Below are 17,618 nucleotides of genomic sequence, written 5' to 3'. Positions count from 1 at the left end.
CAACTATTTAGATCTCACCGCCCTTATTAATTGACATCATTCTCAATAAAGAGACATCCGCTCACGTTTGAGACGACTCATTCAAAACTATTATTTTAGTGGGGCAAAAAATAGTGATTAACCATGAAACTGCGTAACGGTAGTAACAAACAAGCTGTGGATTTCAGCGATACAACACTATACCCATTAATCGGCAATAGTGCATGTATCCAAGAACTTCGCACGGCAATCCAAAAGTACGCTCAATGTGATGCTGAAGTACTCATTCAGGGTGAAACGGGGGTGGGCAAAGGTCTCTGTGCTCGTCTTATTCATCAGTTGTCGAACAGACACTCGGCACCTTTTGTTGAAGTTAACTGCGGCGCAATTCCAAGTGGTCTTATTGCGTCCGAACTTTTCGGTCACGAAAAAGGAGCATTTACAGGAGCGATTTCAGATCGTATCGGTTTTATTCAAAAAGCGCATAAAGGTACCCTATTCCTAGATGAGATTGGTGATATGCCGCCGGATCTACAAATCCACCTTCTGCACTTTTTAGAGAGTAAGCAAATCCATAAAGTCGGCGCTGATAAATTCATTGACGTGGACTGTAGAGTCATTGCTGCGAGCCACGTAGATTTGAAAAATGAGGTTGTACAAGGTGGATTCCGTGAAGATTTATTCTATCGGCTTAATATCTTGCCATTAACTATTCCTCCACTGAGAAAGCGTGGGAAAGATATCCTTATGTTATCAGAACACTTCTTGACCGATTTGTCTCATGGTCAGGTACAAAAAATGTCGGATAAAGTGAAAGCCAAGCTCCTCAAGCATCGTTGGCCAGGTAACGTAAGAGAACTGCGAAATGTAATCCAACGAGCGATTGTCATGTGTGAAGATCACACGCTTCTCGTCGCTGACTTGGGCCTTGATAATAATGAAAGGCAATTACTCCCTTCAGTGGACCAAATTGATCTTGACTACCTACTGCAAGCTATCGAAGAAAATAAGCACAATATGAGTGCGGCTGCACGTCATCTTGGTATTTCAAGAACAACGCTTTATCGTCTAATAAAGAAATACAACTTAAATGTTTAGTTGCTGTACAGGTGTAACGTGACACTGTGTAACAGACAACTCATCATATATCATTTACTTAGCCCCTCATCATAAATCTCTTGACATTACCGCCTTTAAAATCAACAACTTAAACTAGGCATAGTCTTTGCTTAGAGCTAAGAAGAAGTCGGTTGATAGATTTTCTATCACAGCACAGAAAGGAGTGCTCAGAACACAAATAGCTCGCTTTTAAAACGAAACGATTATCCCCAAAAACGCGATTGCCCCCCTCACCTAAATCGCGTTAAAAAAAAGCTCCGCTAAATTTAGCGGAGCTTCCTCTTTATTAAAAATACTGAGCTGTACTAGACATTTTGGCACGATGCCATTTTAGACTTCGACAACCAAGAAAGTGCTCCACATACAATAATAAATGTGATTGATGCAGCAATGAATGAGAATGCAATTGACGCAGTCATCCCCAAAGTAATGAAGCCAACACAGGAAACTAGCGCCACGGACAATGCATAAGGCAACTGGGTCGATACATGATCAATATGATTACAACGTGCACCAGTCGACGACAGAATAGTGGTATCGGAGATAGGTGAACAATGGTCACCAAAAACGGCACCGGCTAAAACTGCACTTAGCATTGGGAGCATTAGCGCAAGATCGGTTGCACCAGCCATATCACCCGCGATTGGAAGCATAATGCCGAACGTACCCCAAGAAGTACCTGTTGAAAATGCCATTAGACCAGACAACAAGAATAGGATAACCGGTAGCCAATGTGGATTGATATTGCCCTGAGCCATTGTAGAAAGGTAAGAACCCGTCTTCATATCACCGATAACCGAACCGATAGTCCAGGCAAATACTAGGATTAGAATCGCGCCAAACATAGACTTAGCACCAATCCATAGTGTGCGTGCAATTTCACCCATTGGAAGACCTTGCTTCACAACAGTAAATAATGCGACAGCTAAGCCAAGCAAGCTACCGTAGATTAGTGATGTGCCTACATCTGTATTTTCAAACGCACCTAGAAGCGCAAACTCTTTGCCGTCAGCAGCCAATGCTTGGCCACCCGTGTAAAGCATAGAAGCGATAGTCGCAATAATCAGCGTCACGATAGGAAGTACCAAGTCTGACACTTTACCCTTTTCGCTTTCACGGATATCTAGCTCTTCGTTTAGATCATGCGCTTCTTGCGAGTCGTTTTCTTTGTCTTTATCAAAGCCGCGGCCTTGAGATGCAGAGATTTCATGCTCACGCATCTTACCGATATCGAGGCCAAACCACGCCACAGCAAACACCATAAGCAGTGCAAAAACTGCGTAGAAGTTCATTGGAATAAGACGAACGTACGCGCCAAGAGCCGAATACTCAGTGATCCCATGTGAGACTAAGATACCGCCGATAATCGTAATAATGTAAGCACCCCAGCTAGAAGCAGGCATGATCACACACATTGGTGCAGCAGTTGAGTCTAGAATGTATGCAAGCTTCGCGCGAGACACATAAAAACGATCGGTTACTGGACGAGAAATGGCACCAACAGCAAGACTGTTAAAGTAATCGTCGACAAAAATGAATACGCCTAAAAAGGCAGCAAGAAGTTTGGAGCCGCGTTTACTCTTCACTCGAGATTGTGCCCATTCGGCAAATGCACGAGTACCACCAGATAGCGTTAATAATGCAGTTGTCATACCTAATAAGATTAGGAAACCAACAATGCTCATGTTCCAAGTGTTAATTCCGCCATCTTCAATAAAGACAGAAGAAACTTGAGAACTCACGTAACTAACGGTATCACCGATAGACCAGCTATTAAGTAGAACCGCACCCAGCACGATACCTACACCTAAGGAAACTAATACACGTCGAGTCAGAATCGCCAAAGTCAAAGCGACAATAGGTGGCAATAATGAAACAGGAGAACTAGAAAAATCTATTAAATTCATGATCTTCAAAAACCAAAGTTTGGCTAGAGATCTACTGCAGACAAGTCACGTAGCATACGATACGTGCTCATGTTGAACTTAGCGACAGGGAAGCGAACACTCCACCCAACCCTACAGTAGCGCTCCATAGTTTAATGTGAATATATACTATGGCAGTGTTGTTCCTTTCAGATACAACCCCAGCAAGTAACTTTGATGAGTTACTTACTTCGGCAATCTTCGCCTTCCACTATTATTCATTGGCATCACCCCAATAATAGCTACTCTTCGAGACCGCGCCTCTACGGCAACAACAAACAATTAACCACTAACTGTACAAATTAACAACAAATTGTCTGCAATATTGCATCAGGTAGCAGCCATTGTACTTATGATGAGAGTCAATGCAACACATCAAACTAAATTAAACAAATAAATAATGACTGAGATAATTTATAAACCTTGTCTACTTCAAGTTAGTTTTGTGCAACTGAAATCACATCAATTTTGTTATTTATGAAACATTATTACTACCTTAAAAATATCATGGTTTATCTTGTATCAATAAATTAAGGATATATGACACTCCATCAAAGATGGACGCTTCATATTTTTAAGTAATAACTCAACTTTTTTTATAAAAACCAAGCTGGCTCTATCTCTATACAATAACGAGTGTTGATTTCAATTCTCATCTAATAAGATTTATTTCGAGTGTAATAATATTTATTGCTTTAAAAAAATAGCTAAATTTAAACAAAATCTTGATTTAGTATTTGCACATAAGGAAAAGATAAAGTTAAATATAAGGACTCTTTGTTTATTTATAGATTGGCATTATTTAATCGTAACGATAAAAAGTGCCCAACACATTAACCTTTTAATAGGAATCGTTATGTCAGAGCTGACTAAAACCCTTCTAAATATCCGTAGCCTTCGTGCATTTTCTCGTGAGCTGACTCTAGAACAATTGGAAGAAGCTCTAGATAAACTAACTACTGTCGTAGAAGAGCGTCGTGAAGCAGAAGAAGCAGAACGTGCAGCACAAGCTGAGCAAGAAGCTAAGCTAGCAGAGATCGCAGAGAAAATTGCTCAAGACGGTATTGACGTAGAAGCGCTTATTACTGCGCTATCTGGCGAAACTAAGACGAAAGGCAAAGCGAAGCGTGCACCTCGTCCAGCTAAATACAAATACACAGACTCAAACGGTAATGAGAAGACTTGGACAGGCCAAGGTCGTACACCTTCTGCAATTCAAGAGCAACTTGATGCAGGTAAATCTCTGGATGATTTCCTGATCTAAATTCGCGCTATTTTTTAAAAGGCTCCTATTGGGAGCCTTTTTTATTTGTAATGATCCAAATAAAAAAGGCGCATTTTTTAATGCGCCTTTTACTTTAGTTATAGAATGGTTAATTAAACTACTGTGTATTAACGTTCCCAGTATGCTTCTTCTAGGCTATCTTCTCGCTCAGGAAGCCCACGTGACAAACGTGGAGAATGTTGCACGAGAACTTCGTAGCTCGCACGGTTTGCGTATTTACATACTTGAGAAAAAGAAGAGTAAGTTAAATATTCGTTACTGTGCTTGCTTGAATTAGGCACATTTTCTTTATGGTATTTGTTTGCCGCCATATCATGAAGAACAGCAGATAACGCAGCATCACCTGCACCATTGGTATTCTTGATTTTTTCTGGACCACCCATATATGGCGAGATATGTGAGTAAACTTTTATTGGTGTTTCACATGTATCTTTTTTCGCCGGACGACTAAATTCATAGCGATTAAATTCAGCGATTGATCCCGGAAGTAATGGTAAGGAAGTTTCGCGCTTCGCGCTGTCTTCCGTATAACCCGCCATAAATAGGCCTACAGGCCCCGCGGTGCACAATACTAGATCTGCCCACTCCAGTGTTTTATCAGATGCAGCAAGTGGGTCTGACTCACCCGTCAGAGCTTCTGCTTCATCTTCATTCATCGCAACGACTGAAACGTTATCTCGAATGAATTCTTGCCAATATTTCGGGTCATCTTGAATAACGAACTTCGTCCCAAGAGTCAGAACAACGGGTACATCATTCTTTTTCGCGTACTCAATCGCTTTCATTGTTGCTTCAGGCATTGGGTCGCCTTCTTTACAACGTACTAAATATGACGTTAGTACAAGCGCCGATGCATTTTTAAAGATTTTTTCTGGAATGCTATCAGGATGCAGTTGGTTCATTTGCCCTTCACTGATCGCAAAAGTACGTTCACCATCTTCTGTAATAAGAGCGAAACAACGACCGATAGCGCCATCAACACCTTGTAGATAGTTCAAGTCCATGCGGCTTGATGTATTACAAAGGTAACGGTAGCCATAGCTGCCAATTTTGATATCCTGGCTCATCACTCCAAGCAGCGTAGAGCGATCATCTGCTAGCACAGAGTAGTTGTGTAGCGTGTTACCAATTGTGCCACCCGCATACTCATTGGTAATTAAGTTCTCTTCTTTAAGTTGCTGGTACAACTCTTCTGCTCTTTCGTCATCAATAACCAAAGAGTGACCTTTACTCAGACCGTACTTTTCAATCACATCCGTTGTAACTTTAGCTTCAATATCAACCAAAGTTTGGTCAATACCAATGATGTGAGTGCGCGTCATCTTCTTGCTTTCTTGTGCTTGGCTCACCAGCGGGTCACGAGCATGAACAGGAAAATAGTGCTTCGATTTGCGTTGTCCAGGAAATTTCATATTGTCAGTCTGAGTAAGGGGATGAAAAGGAGAACGGATTCTATACCGCTAATAATAAAGCGGCAATAAAAGCAATTATAGCAAACGTTTGCTAGCCACTTTTTTCTTCTAGACTCCTTATTCACCTTCCATAAAACTTAGATCTGGCAGTTGCTCAAGGTGCTCGCAGTAACGCTTTAGGTTGAACTCACCTTCATTTTTCATCACATCGAAAATTTCAATCGACATGGCACATGCCATCATTGCAACCGCTTCTTCTCTAGGTGTCCCTGTCATCATTAAGCGCATTAGCGTCTCTTTAACTTTTAATGGATTGCCGTCCTCAAGTTGGTTTTCAACAATTTCAATCAACTCGGCTTCTTGCATAAACTGGTTTTCTTCGGTCATTTGGACTTTCCTCTTGGATTTTTGCCAACTATGCCATATATACCTCTTCTATACTTGCGAAATTGCCCGTTCGAATTTCTGTTGAAGAAAAATGCAGCGAAACGAATTGTGATTTCGATCTCGGATCTGTCACCGGTCTGTGGATTCTGATAGAATCTGCATCCCGTTTATTTAAGTGGTGTTTAGTAATGTCTGATAACAGCCAAAAGAAAGTCATCGTCGGTATGTCCGGCGGCGTTGATTCATCTGTTTCTGCGTATCTTCTCAAGCAACAAGGCTACCAAGTAGAAGGCCTGTTCATGAAGAACTGGGAAGAAGATGACAACGAAGAATATTGTACAGCAGCAGAAGATCTTGCTGATGCTCAGGCAGTATGTGACAAGCTAGGCATTCATCTACACACCATCAACTTTGCTGCCGAATACTGGGATAACGTATTTGAGTACTTCCTTGCTGAATACAAAGCAGGTCGTACACCGAACCCTGACATTCTTTGTAACAAAGAAATCAAGTTCAAAGCATTCCTAGAATTCGCTGATGAAGTGCTTGATGCTGACTACATTGCAATGGGTCACTACGTACGTCGCTCTTTCCCGGATAACGGTGAGAAACCAGCGATGTTGCGTGGCCTAGATGGCAACAAAGACCAGAGCTACTTTCTATATACACTAAGCCACGAACAAATTGGCCGTAGCCTCTTCCCTGTTGGTGATTTAGAGAAACCTGAAGTACGCCGTATTGCGGAAGAGCAAGGTTTAGTAACAGCGAAGAAGAAAGACTCGACAGGTATTTGTTTCATCGGTGAGCGTAAATTTACCGACTTTCTAGGTCGTTACCTTCCTGCTCAGCCTGGTAATATCGAAACGCCAGAAGGCGAAGTGATCGGTCAACACCAAGGTTTGATGTACCACACACTAGGTCAGCGTAAAGGTCTACACATCGGTGGCCGTAAAGGCGGCGGTGGTAATGAAGAGCCGTGGTTTGTTGGTGAAAAAGACCTAGAGCGTAACGTGCTAATCGCAGTCCAAGGTAAAGACCACCCGATGCTAAAATCAGAAGGTCTACTTGCGTCACAACTTCACTGGGTAGATCGTGAGCCAATTCGCGATGTTATGAAGTGCACAGTGAAAACTCGTTACCGTCAGGAAGATATTCCTTGTACAATCATCCCGATCGATGATGAAAACATTAAAGTGATCTTTGATGAACCACAAATTGCAGTGACGCCTGGTCAATCAGCAGTGTTTTATAAAGATGACGTATGTCTAGGTGGCGGCATCATCGAGCAACGCATTAAATATTCTCAAGCTTAGGAGTCGTTACGTGGCGAATACACTTTATGACCGTACTATCGCTTTCGCTGGTATTTGCCAAGCTGTCGCTTTGGTTCAACAAGTTGCGAGAAACGGGCATTGTGATCAAGATGCTTTTGAAACATCAATCAACGCTATTTTGAACACAAACCCTGCTAACACCGTTGGCGTATTCGGTCGCGAAGCCGATCTAAAGCTCGGTCTGGAGTGTCTGGTTAAAGGGATTGATAGCACCCCATCAGGCAGTGAGATCACTCGTTACATCATTAGCTTAATGGCACTAGAACGTAAGTTAAGCGCTCGCAACGATGCCATGTCCCAGCTTGGTGACCGTATCCAAATGGCCAAACGTCAGTCAGAGCATTTTGAACTGCTCGATGATCAAATGATCAGCAATTTAGCGAGCATCTACTTGGATGTTGTTAGCCCTATTGGACCACGCATTCAAGTAACAGGCACGCCTTCTGTACTGCAACAAACGGCCAGCCAACACAAAGTCCGTGCTCTACTGCTATCTGGCATTCGTAGTGCTGTTCTGTGGCGCCAAGTAGGCGGTAAACGTCGTCATCTAATTTTTGGCCGAAAGAAAATGGTCGAACAGGCTCAAATCCTGTTAGCCAGAATGTAGAATACTCTGCTAGCTCGCGTTTATCGCGAGCTACTTTTTTTCGAATAAAACAAATCCCGCGCAAACGTTTGCGCAATATTCGTGACAATTGCCACAGTTATTGGTATAACGCTCACGAAATTTAGAAACCCAATTCAGGAGAACATCATGGAACTGTCAGCATTGACTGCTGTTTCACCAGTAGACGGCCGTTACGGAAGTAAGACGATTGCGTTACGCGAAATTTTCAGCGAGTACGGTCTACTAAAATACCGTACTATCGTAGAAATTCGTTGGCTACAGAAGCTAGCGGCTACTGCTGAAATTGCAGAAGTGCCAGCATTCAGCGCAGAAGCTAACCAATTCCTAGACGATCTTGCTGCTAACTTCTCTGAAGAAGATGCACGCCGTATTAAAGAAATCGAGCGTACAACTAACCATGACGTTAAAGCGGTTGAGTACTTCTTAAAAGAGAAAGTAGCAGACGTTCCTGAACTGCACGCTGTTAATGAGTTCTTCCACTTTGCATGTACTTCTGAAGACATCAATAACACCTCTCATGCGTTAATGCTCAAAGAAGCACGTGAGCAAGTGATTCTTCCAGAAATCCGTAACCTAATTGACGCTATCAAAGCACTCGCAGTTGAATATCGCGACATTCCTCTTCTATCTCGTACACACGGCCAGCCTGCTTCTCCATCTACAATGGGTAAAGAAATGGCAAACGTGGCGTACCGTATGGAGCGTCAATTCAAGCAAATCGAAAACGTTGAGATCCTAGCGAAAATCAACGGTGCAGTAGGTAACTATAACGCACACCTTTCTGCTTACCCAGAGCTAGATTGGCACAAGTTCTCTGAAGAATTCATTACAGAGTCTCTAGGCGTAACTTGGAACCCTTACACAACACAAATCGAGCCGCATGATTACATCGCAGAGCTTTTCGACGCTATCGCTCGTTTCAACACTATCCTGATTGACTTCGATCGTGACGTTTGGGGTTACATTGCATTAGGCCACTTCAAGCAAAAAACCATTGCTGGTGAGATCGGTTCTTCAACAATGCCGCACAAAGTTAACCCAATCGACTTTGAAAACTCTGAAGGTAACCTAGGTCTTGCGAACGCAGTGTTCGGCCACCTAGCACAAAAGCTGCCTATCTCTCGTTGGCAACGTGACCTGACTGACTCAACGGTTCTACGTAACCTTGGTGTTGGTGTTGGCTACGCAATCATCGCTTACACTTCTACGCTAAAAGGTATCAGCAAGCTAGAAGTAAACCGTGAAGCGCTTCTTGCTGAACTAGATAAAAACTGGGAAGTACTAGCAGAGCCAGTACAAACAGTTATGCGTCGTTACGGCATCGAGAAGCCATATGAGAAGCTAAAAGAGCTAACTCGTGGTAAGCGTGTAGACGGCGAAGCTATGCGCAACTTCATCGACAGTCTAGAGCTCCCTGAGCACGAGAAAGCACGTCTGAAAGAGATGACGCCAGCGAACTACATTGGTCAAGCGGTTGAGCTGACAGATAAACTGTAATCACACCTTGATGATCTGCAATTGAAAAGGTTGACGTGAAAGCGTCAACCTTTTTAGTTAGGAAGAAATAATTTCGGTTATTTGGTAGTAATGCAAGAGGATAAATCCCCCAGCTATTATGGCTGTTTTTGGAAGAACAAAGTTATTGTCCCGACCTCTATACCAAACTTTTTAATTTTGGTGAGGTTGAAAACATGCTTCTCGTCCTGACGATAAAGCCAATCATCAAAAGCGACCGTTACTGTTGAGTCATCCATTTGCAACTCAAAGTCATACCGCCACTGCAACGCATTGCTTTGCTCAGCCCCTGTTGCTACACCAATAATATCCTCTGCTTTACCTTCATAGCGTCCATCTTCTAATTTGGTAATAACCCAAATTCGCTGGTCAACTTCTCCATCATCAAACACAAAGTCTTCCACCAGCGTCAACGTGTTACCTTCCACAGTACCCACGATGTCGACTTCAAAACGACGAGTTTGTTGTTCAGTGTAATCTTGGACCATCCCCCACGCCTTTGTTTCGCCTTCAAAATAGCCGAATAAATCAAAAGTCGGTGTAGATGATTGATAATTATCGATATCTGCTGAGCATGCTGAAAGTAAAGCCGCAGCAGCCAAGGCGACTGATTTTAAAATTCGTTTAAGCACTATCTAACCTGCCCTATTAATTGTTTTCGAAGTTTCGGGAACTCTGTATTAGGTGACAACCATATAGACAAAAACGCATCGTTCATTCGCTCATCTTGAACGAAGCCGACTGTCTTAATTTGTGCAATGCCAGCTTGTCGGTAAAGAAGCTGACCAGTTTTACCATCGGTTAAGTAAGTAAGCTCATCCCCCTTTTTTATATCAGGGAACATACGGTTTAGTTCACTGATCCAACTTTTTCGATATGATTCAGCAAAACCAAGCTTTGCCCATTGCTCATCAGTTACATCAAGCAACTGCTGCTTGCTGATGTCTCTTTGATAGTTAATTTCCAATGCCAGAGGGTGTGGTGATACATCGCCATTTACAATGAACTTTCCATCGGGTGCTCTTAGTCGAGACTGATATATATCGAAGATGAACCATGTGAGTTGTGCCTCACCGACAGTTTTCCACCCCTTCCAACTCAGCTTATCTGCGTTTTCACTGTTTCCAACTGGCTGAGCTTGTAGAGCAAAGGAGCCCATAACGACTAGAGAAGCAACTACCTTAATCAGCCTCTGGGTTAAATCTCTCTTCAAGCTTTTCATATCCGTATACCTTGAGTATCAAAAGTGTCATGGCAAACCATTCAGCAAATAGAATGATCAACGTAACGCTGGTATTAAATCCATATTCAACGACTTGGAGCTTGTAACCGGCGTAGTAACTGACGGTTCCTCCAACGCCACCTACAATTGATACGTAGATTTTTGGGAAACGGTACAAAACAGGCTTGAGCTGATAGGCATACCAAGAGAACAAAATCCAAAGGCACAACAACCAAATGGGTAGCCATTGTGTTGGAAAGACAAAAACAGAAAACTGTTGATTGAGCGTATCGAGCACTACACCCGCCAAAACGATACTCGCGATGTGCTTCAAGGCAGAAGCGTCCGTCCTCCAACAATAGACAAGAGTAAGAAATGTTAAGATCAGTGTTAGCCACTGCCATTGATAGGTCCCAAGCACTGCAGAGAACCAACAGAGCTGGAACCATGTAGAGGCAATCAGCAACTTCATAACGGTTTAAGGTCGCTGGAATGTCATGTGAACGGCACTGATACTTCGAGCTAAAAAGCCACCTTCACAATAGCTCAGGTAATAGCGCCACATGCGGACAAAGCGGTCGTCATAACCGAGAGAGCGTACGTGCTCTTCAGCTTGATTAAATCTAGAGTGCCACTCGCTCAAGGTTTTCGCATAGTCCAGACCAATATCAAATAAGTCTCTCACCACCAAGTCACTGTGTTTGGTCGCAGCTTGAGTTAAAGATGTAACCGAAGGTAAAAAACCACCTGGAAAGATGTATTTCTGGATAAAGTCAACGTTGTTACTGTAGTAATCATAACGCTGGTCAGCTATGGTGATGGCTTGAATTGCCATTAAACCACCCGGCTTGAGTAATGATTGGCATTGCTTGATGTAGGAAGGCAAAAATTGTTTTCCAACCGCTTCGATCATTTCTATCGAGACTAACTTATCGTAGTGACCCGAAAGGTCTCGATAGTCTTGTTTTAATAGAGTGATCTTGTCACCCAAATTTCGCTCTCTAATTTTTTGTTCAGCGTAGGCATGCTGCTCTTCAGAAATCGTCGTTGTCGTTACATGACAACCATATTGCTCTGCCATGTAAATGGCCATAGCCCCCCACCCTGTACCTATCTCAATCACTCGATCGGATGGTTGAAGCTCAAGTTGCTGGCACAAACGATCCATCTTGTTGATTTGCGCTTGTTCCAAAGTATCGTTGTCTTGCACATATAATGCCGATGAGTACAGCATGTTGTCGTCTAAAAATGACTCGTACAAATTGTTGCCCAAGTCGTAATGCGCATGAATGTTTTTACGAGAGTTCTCTTGAGAATTGCGGTTGGTCCAATGACTGAACTTGTACAGTATTTTAGTCAGCCAACTTCCTTTCTCTTCAAGTTTATCTAGCGCGCGCATATTGAGAGCCATAAGTTTCATTAACGAGGTTAGATCTGGGCTGTCCCACCAACCATCCATATAAGCCTCACCCGCTGCAATGCTGCCACCTTGCAAGATTCGCGAGTAAAAGCCAGGATGCTTTACCTCAATCGTCGCCACAACAGGCTGACCGCTGTATTCACCGTTGGGCGCATTAAAGCGCTCGCTTCTTTCTGTCGTTTCCGTCTTAAAGCTTTCAATAACAGTTAAGCAGCCGATTTCCATTTTTTGCAGACATTGAAAAATAACTCCGCGAGCCGCCTTTTGTGTTGTCGTCAATTTGCGCGGCAATGTCATAGAACTGGTATTTAACATGCAGAATTCTCCTTGTGCTTTTTATTTTTTTTGTCTGTTTTTTTTGTGTCGGCTTCTATTTCGTCGTGTGTTGAATATTTAGGATGAGAATAAAAAGGCGCGCCTTTCACCCAAAGTTTTAATGCGTGCCAATAAATACCAACCATTACTTTTACCGTCTGTATTGGCGTAACGATCAAACACTTCAATAGGCTTTTGCTCGAAAACACTTGAGCTTTCATTATCATCGTCGCATCAAAATGCTTTTCGCTTTTGTGGCATTCAAGATGAATCCTTAACTTGTCCGTCAGTGGTTTAATCTTCCAATGATACTGTTGGTCAATTGTATTAAACGGAGAAACATGAAAGGCTTTCTCTTGTTCCCATCCAAAGTTTTCATCGTTTTGCTCAGCAGCGACTGCGTAGTAATGACGCTCGTTCCAAGGTGTATTGCTGACTTCAGCTAAGAGGTATTTCCATTCCCCTTCTTTGTTATAAACGTAGTAGAAATTCACCGGACTAAAATAAAGTCCTAAATAGCGCAAATGACAAACAGCGATGACTTTGCCGGTACAACGAACGCCTGTTAACTCTTCAATTTTGTCGTGTACGGCCACCTTTAAACAGCCCTCACCAACATAGTCACTGCGTTTAAAGCGTGCCCAATGCCACCAACGAGAGCCAAACCCCCAAACTTTTTCCTCTAGTTTTTTTAGCTCATCGACGTCAATAGCTGGCATAAACAATGAGTAGTTCAATTCATGTTTTATCGGCGTGAACCTGCGATGTCGAACGTTGCCAACAAACAACTGGCTGTTCATTTGGCTATCCATATCACGCTGCACCTTTTTCTAAGTTGACAGCAGTTTGAACGCGATATTTCTCTTCAAGCCCTTTCACTACGTCCAATGCGCTGCGAACGCCATCCTCATGGAAACCGTTGTACCAATAAGCGCCGCAGAACCAAGTATTGTTCAGCCCTTGCACCTCTTCTTTACGTTGCTGTGCAGCGATAGAATCGGTGGAAAACACTGGATGGTGATAGGTAAACGTCCGTAATACTTTGCTCGGTTCGATCTGCTCAGTGCTATTTAGCGTGACACAGAATGTGTGCTCAGATTGAACATGTTGGAGAATATTCATGTTGTAAGTGAGCGAAGGGAGATGTTGCTGTTCGTCTTCACTGCCCTCCAGTAGGTAGTTCCACGAAGCCCACGCCGCTTTACGCTTTGGAAGTAAACTCGTATCAGTGTGAAGCACCACTTCATTCGCTTGATAAGCCATATTACCCAGCACCTCTTGCTCGACTGAGCTAATGTCACCTAACATGTTCATCGCTTGATCACTGTGACAAGCAAAGATGACATCATCAAACCAGTGCATTTCACCGTTAACTTTTAAACCCACACCATTCTCACTACGGAGCACTTTTTCTACCGGACTATTGAGTCGAATTTTATCGATAAAACCTTGAGTCAAAGGTGGAATGTACTCACGAGAGCCACCTTTAATTACATACCATTGCGGTCTGTTAGTGACATCAAGCAATCCGTGATTTAAGAAAAAGCGAAGGAAAAACATCAGCGGAAATGCGCGCATGTCCGCTAGAGTCGAAGACCAAATTGCAGCGCCCATCGGCAAAATGTAGTTATCTGAAAAGAAAGTACTGAAGTTGTGCTCATCAAGAAACTCACCTAGCGTCTGAGAATGACTCGATTGTTTGCTAGCGACGCTTTTGGCAAGTTTGTTGAAACGAAGGATCTCGAAGATAAAACGATAGAACTTAGGATTTACCCAATTGCGCTTTTGAGCAAATAATGTCGACACGGTATGACCGTTATATTCCAAGCCATTGCCGTCGTTTCTTACGCTGAAGCTCATCTGGGTTGGCAATCCTTCGACACCAATCTCGTTCATCATTTTGATGAAATTAGGATAAGTGCGATCGTTGTAAACGATAAAGCCCGTATCAATCGCATATTCTTTACCATCGAGTTTTACATCCACCGTCGCGGTGTGCCCGCCAATGTAATCGTTAGCTTCAAATACGGTGACATCGTGCTCTTTATGTAGATAGTAACCACACGTAAGGCCAGAAATTCCGGTTCCCACAATCGCTATCTTCTTTCTTCCTGCTGTTTTCATTTTTATTCCTTCTTATGACACGAGTTTAGCAGTTAGGCGAGCTTGCCAACTGTATGGAAGTAACGAGATAAAACGTAAAATACTGGTAAACCTCGCGGGGAAATAGATGTGAGTCTTGTTGGCAGCCAACTGTTTTCTGATAGAGTTCGAGGCTTGCTGCGTAGAAATAATCATCGGCATTTCGAAGTCATTTTTGTCAGTTAACGGGGTTTCCACAAAGCCTGGGAACACGGTCACCACTTGAATGCCCTTCTTCTTCAAATCAACAGCTAATGTGCGAGCAAAGTAGCTCACAGCGGCCTTAGAAGCGCCGTAGGCTTCAGCCCTTGGTAACGCGACTTCTGAAGCAATAGAACCCACGATAACGATTCGATGCCCTTTATCTAAGTGTGGTTGGCAACCTTCTACGCAGTTGGCAACACCAACGACGTTTACATTCATCACACGCGCCATGAGTTTCGCGTCAACCACACCGTTGTCCATATACTCACAATCCCCTGCATTAAAAACCCAGGTACTCGGCGTGAAAGGCAAACTGGACAGCGCCTGCTGAGTTTGTTCATGGTTCGTTACGTCAAACTGCAATGTATGGATATTAGAAGAAGCAGCACCCAATTCAGCAAGAACGTCTTTGTTTCGCCCACAAGCAATAACGCTCCAATCAGAGTTCGCGTAATCTAAAGCCAGTTGCTTCCCTATTCCGGAGGTAGCGCCAGTGATTAAGATAGTATTGTTCATTGTCCTAACCTCTGCTTGATGGTTTTTACGACTGAGCCAAGTAAAGGTAAGTTTTCGTAAAGCATTTCTCCGAGATCAAAGTAATCTCGGTGATAAATAACTTGGCCTTCGCTGAACTTAAGATGCGACACACCATTAACGAGAATAGGTGCACCTTTTTGAAGTTTGGGATGCTGAAGATCCATGGTCCACGTTAGGAAGCCAGTATCTCCGACTTGTTGATGTTCGTGGATAACAAAGTCACAGCTTATGACGTTGGCATATAATGATGTGAAGTAATCTGAAAGTGCAGGCCACCCTTCTAAACGATGAGCAGCATCTTCAAAGACGACATCTTGGTGATATACGTCTTTAAGCAGATGTAAGTTCGCTTTATTCAGCTTTTGATAGATATTGCCAACAGACTGTATGTCCATGTGTTTACTCCTACATGCCCATCAAGTTGTACAAAATTATTATATGTACAAGATAGTTCATTCTTTAAAAGTTGTACAAAAATAATTTTGTATAACTTTGTTTCTGTAGGTAGATACGTGATGGATCTCGCAAGCGATCAATCGATCAAAAAAAAGGCTTGGTCAAAACCAAGCCTTTTCAGGAAATTAACGATTACTTTCGTGTGCGCTGTCAGTTTTTTACAACTAGTATTGCTGACTACGTAACGCTGCAATACGTTTATCTAGCGGAGGGTGGCTCATCAGTAGCTCAGTCAATGACTGCTTGCCATTGATACCGAATGCCATCATTGTGCCATCAAGTTGAGATTCGTGACTCATCTTCAAACGTTCCAATGCCGCGATCATTTTCTCTTTACCAACTAAGTGAGCAGCACCTGCGTCGGCATGGAATTCGCGATGACGGCTGTACCACATGGTAATAAAGCTTGCTAAGAAACCAAACACTAGCTCAAGCACCATAGATACACCGAAGTAAACCATCATGTTTGTACCTTGACCTTCTTCATCATCGTTCGATGCCACAATATTGGCGATAAAACGGGATAGGAAGATAACAAACGTGTTCACAACGCCTTGCATCAATGTCATCGTGACCATGTCACCATTTGCAATATGGCTCACTTCGTGGGCCAGTACCGCTTCTGCTTCATCACGAGTCATATTGTGTAAAAGGCCAGTGGAAACCGCGACAAGAGAGTCATCTCGCTTTGCACCCGTCGCGAATGCATTGATATCTGGTGAGTCATAAATAGCCACCGTTGGCATACCAATACCCGCTTGCTGAGCTTGACGACCCACAGTTTCGACTAACCAATGCTCAGTTTCGTTACGCGGACTTTCAATGACCATACCGCCAACCGAGCGCAGTGCCATGCCCTTTGACATCATCAACGAAATAAGTGCACCACCAAAACCAAATATGGCGGCCATAACTAGCAAACCAGAAAGACTGCCAGGTTGCATTCCAGTGGTAGCGTAAACAATATTCAGAACAACACTAAGCACTAGCACGACAGCTAGGTTAGTTGCTAGGAATAACATAATTCGCTTCATTACTTTTCTCCGAGGAAGCTTATCGTTTTTTTTAAAACGGATTGTTATAAGGAACAGGTGGTAATCGCTGTAAAAGCCAATTCCGCTAAGTTTCATGCTCCATGCGTTATAGATATAGTCTATCCGCGATAAAAACAAGGTTAAGCAATAAATTGCAACATTTGTTTTCGAGACTGAAAGATTATGTTCAAGCGATTTCTAGGCACGTGCTGATAAAAGCCATTACTTCCATTCATATTCATTCCTTTCCGTAATGAAAAGTACTTTGAATCGCACCTCATCTATCAATGGATGACCTTGATGTTAAATCTATCACCTCTTAGCAACTTAGCTAGAAATTTTTTAATTGACCAAAAACAGTACGTTAGCTCTGCTATAGACTTTGGTCTTATTGTGCGGCTACATGGACATGCTAAATTCGAATGAGATGAACAAAACAGAGCCACTCTAAGTACATTGCAAAAAGTGCATTGGGTGAGCTCAAAAACTCCATGTATTGAGGGAAAAACCATGGTAGAAACTAACGACTATCAAATGGCTATTGATTTACTACGTTGTCACCTAGGCATCTCAGAGGACGAGGCAAAGCAACAACTTGGTATTTCAACCGATCATCATATGTCTCAGCGTGTTGCAGAAACACAACAAGCATTGATGGGGCTCAGCCAAGATAAGTAATCTGACTTTTTAGGTTACACCAACAA

The 17,618-nt window shown here is 42.9% G+C and carries 18 protein-coding genes and 1 riboswitch; of the genes, 6 read left to right on the top strand and 12 right to left on the bottom strand.

The genetic code is table 11. The features are described 5' to 3' along the window. The first annotated feature begins 123 nt into the window (after positions 1–123). Positions 124–1,077, top strand: a complete 954-nt coding sequence (locus tag NDJ01_RS11455) for a sigma-54-dependent Fis family transcriptional regulator (RefSeq protein ID WP_005390867.1) — start codon at positions 124–126, stop codon at positions 1,075–1,077. 326 nt (positions 1,078–1,403) lie between these two features. Here NDJ01_RS11455 and tet(35) read toward each other — a convergent pair whose 3' ends face one another. Then, the gene (tet(35), locus tag NDJ01_RS11450) at positions 1,404–3,005 is read right to left on the bottom strand and encodes a tetracycline efflux Na+/H+ antiporter family transporter Tet(35) (protein ID WP_005390865.1); all 1,602 of its coding nucleotides are present in this window, start codon (positions 3,003–3,005) and stop codon (positions 1,404–1,406) included. A gap of 109 nt (positions 3,006–3,114) precedes the next feature. After that, positions 3,115–3,297, bottom strand: a riboswitch (Lysine riboswitch). A 582-nt stretch (positions 3,298–3,879) separates the two neighbouring features. Here tet(35) and NDJ01_RS11445 point away from each other — a divergent pair. Continuing rightward, positions 3,880–4,287, top strand: a complete 408-nt coding sequence (locus NDJ01_RS11445; RefSeq protein WP_005390863.1) for an H-NS family nucleoid-associated regulatory protein — start codon at positions 3,880–3,882, stop codon at positions 4,285–4,287. 128 nt (positions 4,288–4,415) lie between these two features. Here the strand turns inward: NDJ01_RS11445 and NDJ01_RS11440 are convergent, their stop codons facing one another. Both NDJ01_RS11440 and NDJ01_RS11435 read right to left on the bottom strand, forming a co-directional pair. After that, the gene (locus tag NDJ01_RS11440) at positions 4,416–5,720 is read right to left on the bottom strand and encodes an inosine/guanosine kinase (RefSeq protein WP_005390861.1); all 1,305 of its coding nucleotides are present in this window, start codon (positions 5,718–5,720) and stop codon (positions 4,416–4,418) included. Positions 5,721–5,837: 117 nt separating this feature from the next. Then, positions 5,838–6,107 (bottom strand): hypothetical protein, encoded by a 270-nt coding sequence (locus tag NDJ01_RS11435; protein ID WP_005390859.1) that lies wholly within the window; start codon positions 6,105–6,107, stop codon positions 5,838–5,840. A gap of 188 nt (positions 6,108–6,295) precedes the next feature. On the opposite strand from NDJ01_RS11435, the gene mnmA reads away from it, so the two are divergent. The 3 genes from mnmA to purB all read left to right on the top strand — a co-directional run bounded on the left by mnmA (position 6,296) and on the right by purB (position 9,566). Then, positions 6,296–7,420 (top strand): tRNA 2-thiouridine(34) synthase MnmA, encoded by a 1,125-nt coding sequence (mnmA, locus tag NDJ01_RS11430; RefSeq protein ID WP_005390857.1) that lies wholly within the window; start codon positions 6,296–6,298, stop codon positions 7,418–7,420. Positions 7,421–7,430: 10 nt separating this feature from the next. Further along, on the top strand, positions 7,431–8,048 hold the full coding sequence (gene hflD, locus NDJ01_RS11425) for a high frequency lysogenization protein HflD (RefSeq protein WP_046874772.1): 618 nt from the start codon (positions 7,431–7,433) through the stop codon (positions 8,046–8,048). Positions 8,049–8,195: 147 nt separating this feature from the next. Next, positions 8,196–9,566, top strand: a complete 1,371-nt coding sequence (gene purB, locus NDJ01_RS11420) for an adenylosuccinate lyase (protein WP_258586717.1) — start codon at positions 8,196–8,198, stop codon at positions 9,564–9,566. Positions 9,567–9,682: 116 nt separating this feature from the next. Here purB and NDJ01_RS11415 read toward each other — a convergent pair whose 3' ends face one another. The 9 genes from NDJ01_RS11415 to htpX form a co-directional block, all read right to left on the bottom strand. Continuing rightward, positions 9,683–10,216 carry a DUF3833 domain-containing protein gene (locus NDJ01_RS11415; RefSeq protein ID WP_405054849.1) on the bottom strand — a complete coding sequence of 178 codons (534 nt, stop codon included), beginning with the start codon at positions 10,214–10,216 and terminating at the stop codon, positions 9,683–9,685. Beyond that, a complete protein-coding gene (locus NDJ01_RS11410) occupies positions 10,216–10,806 on the bottom strand; it encodes a chalcone isomerase family protein (RefSeq protein WP_258460541.1) in 591 nt (196 codons plus the stop codon). The genes NDJ01_RS11415 and NDJ01_RS11410 overlap by 1 nt, the downstream gene beginning before the upstream one ends. Further along, positions 10,766–11,278, bottom strand: a complete 513-nt coding sequence (locus tag NDJ01_RS11405) for a DUF2878 domain-containing protein (RefSeq protein WP_139060888.1) — start codon at positions 11,276–11,278, stop codon at positions 10,766–10,768. The genes NDJ01_RS11410 and NDJ01_RS11405 overlap by 41 nt, the downstream gene beginning before the upstream one ends. A 6-nt stretch (positions 11,279–11,284) precedes the next feature. Continuing rightward, the gene (locus NDJ01_RS11400) at positions 11,285–12,541 is read right to left on the bottom strand and encodes a cyclopropane-fatty-acyl-phospholipid synthase family protein (RefSeq protein WP_104969268.1); all 1,257 of its coding nucleotides are present in this window, start codon (positions 12,539–12,541) and stop codon (positions 11,285–11,287) included. Continuing rightward, positions 12,535–13,353: a DUF1365 domain-containing protein gene (locus NDJ01_RS11395; RefSeq protein WP_258586716.1), complete on the bottom strand. Its 819-nt coding sequence runs from the start codon at positions 13,351–13,353 to the stop codon at positions 12,535–12,537. The genes NDJ01_RS11400 and NDJ01_RS11395 overlap by 7 nt, the downstream gene beginning before the upstream one ends. Before the next feature lies 1 nt (position 13,354). Then, the gene (locus tag NDJ01_RS11390; RefSeq protein WP_258586715.1) at positions 13,355–14,665 is read right to left on the bottom strand and encodes an NAD(P)/FAD-dependent oxidoreductase; all 1,311 of its coding nucleotides are present in this window, start codon (positions 14,663–14,665) and stop codon (positions 13,355–13,357) included. Between the two features lie 12 nt (positions 14,666–14,677). Beyond that, on the bottom strand, positions 14,678–15,403 hold the full coding sequence (locus NDJ01_RS11385) for an SDR family oxidoreductase (protein ID WP_046874765.1): 726 nt from the start codon (positions 15,401–15,403) through the stop codon (positions 14,678–14,680). Next, positions 15,400–15,819 carry a nuclear transport factor 2 family protein gene (locus NDJ01_RS11380; protein WP_005390833.1) on the bottom strand — a complete coding sequence of 140 codons (420 nt, stop codon included), beginning with the start codon at positions 15,817–15,819 and terminating at the stop codon, positions 15,400–15,402. Before NDJ01_RS11380 ends, NDJ01_RS11385 begins: the two co-directional genes overlap by 4 nt. A 225-nt stretch (positions 15,820–16,044) precedes the next feature. Further along, entirely contained in the window at positions 16,045–16,914 is an 870-nt protein-coding gene (gene htpX / locus NDJ01_RS11375) for a protease HtpX (RefSeq protein WP_005390832.1), read from the bottom strand. Positions 16,915–17,388: 474 nt separating this feature from the next. Here htpX and NDJ01_RS11370 point away from each other — a divergent pair, with 474 nt between their 5' ends. Then, the gene (locus tag NDJ01_RS11370) at positions 17,389–17,592 is read left to right on the top strand and encodes a hypothetical protein (RefSeq protein WP_054575128.1); all 204 of its coding nucleotides are present in this window, start codon (positions 17,389–17,391) and stop codon (positions 17,590–17,592) included. The last annotated feature ends 26 nt before the right edge of the window (positions 17,593–17,618 follow it).

Source organism: Vibrio sp. HS-50-1 (assembly GCF_024747315.1).
GTDB classification, from domain to species: Bacteria; Pseudomonadota; Gammaproteobacteria; order Enterobacterales; family Vibrionaceae; genus Vibrio; species Vibrio diabolicus.
This window is presented reverse-complemented; position numbering and strand designations above follow the sequence as displayed.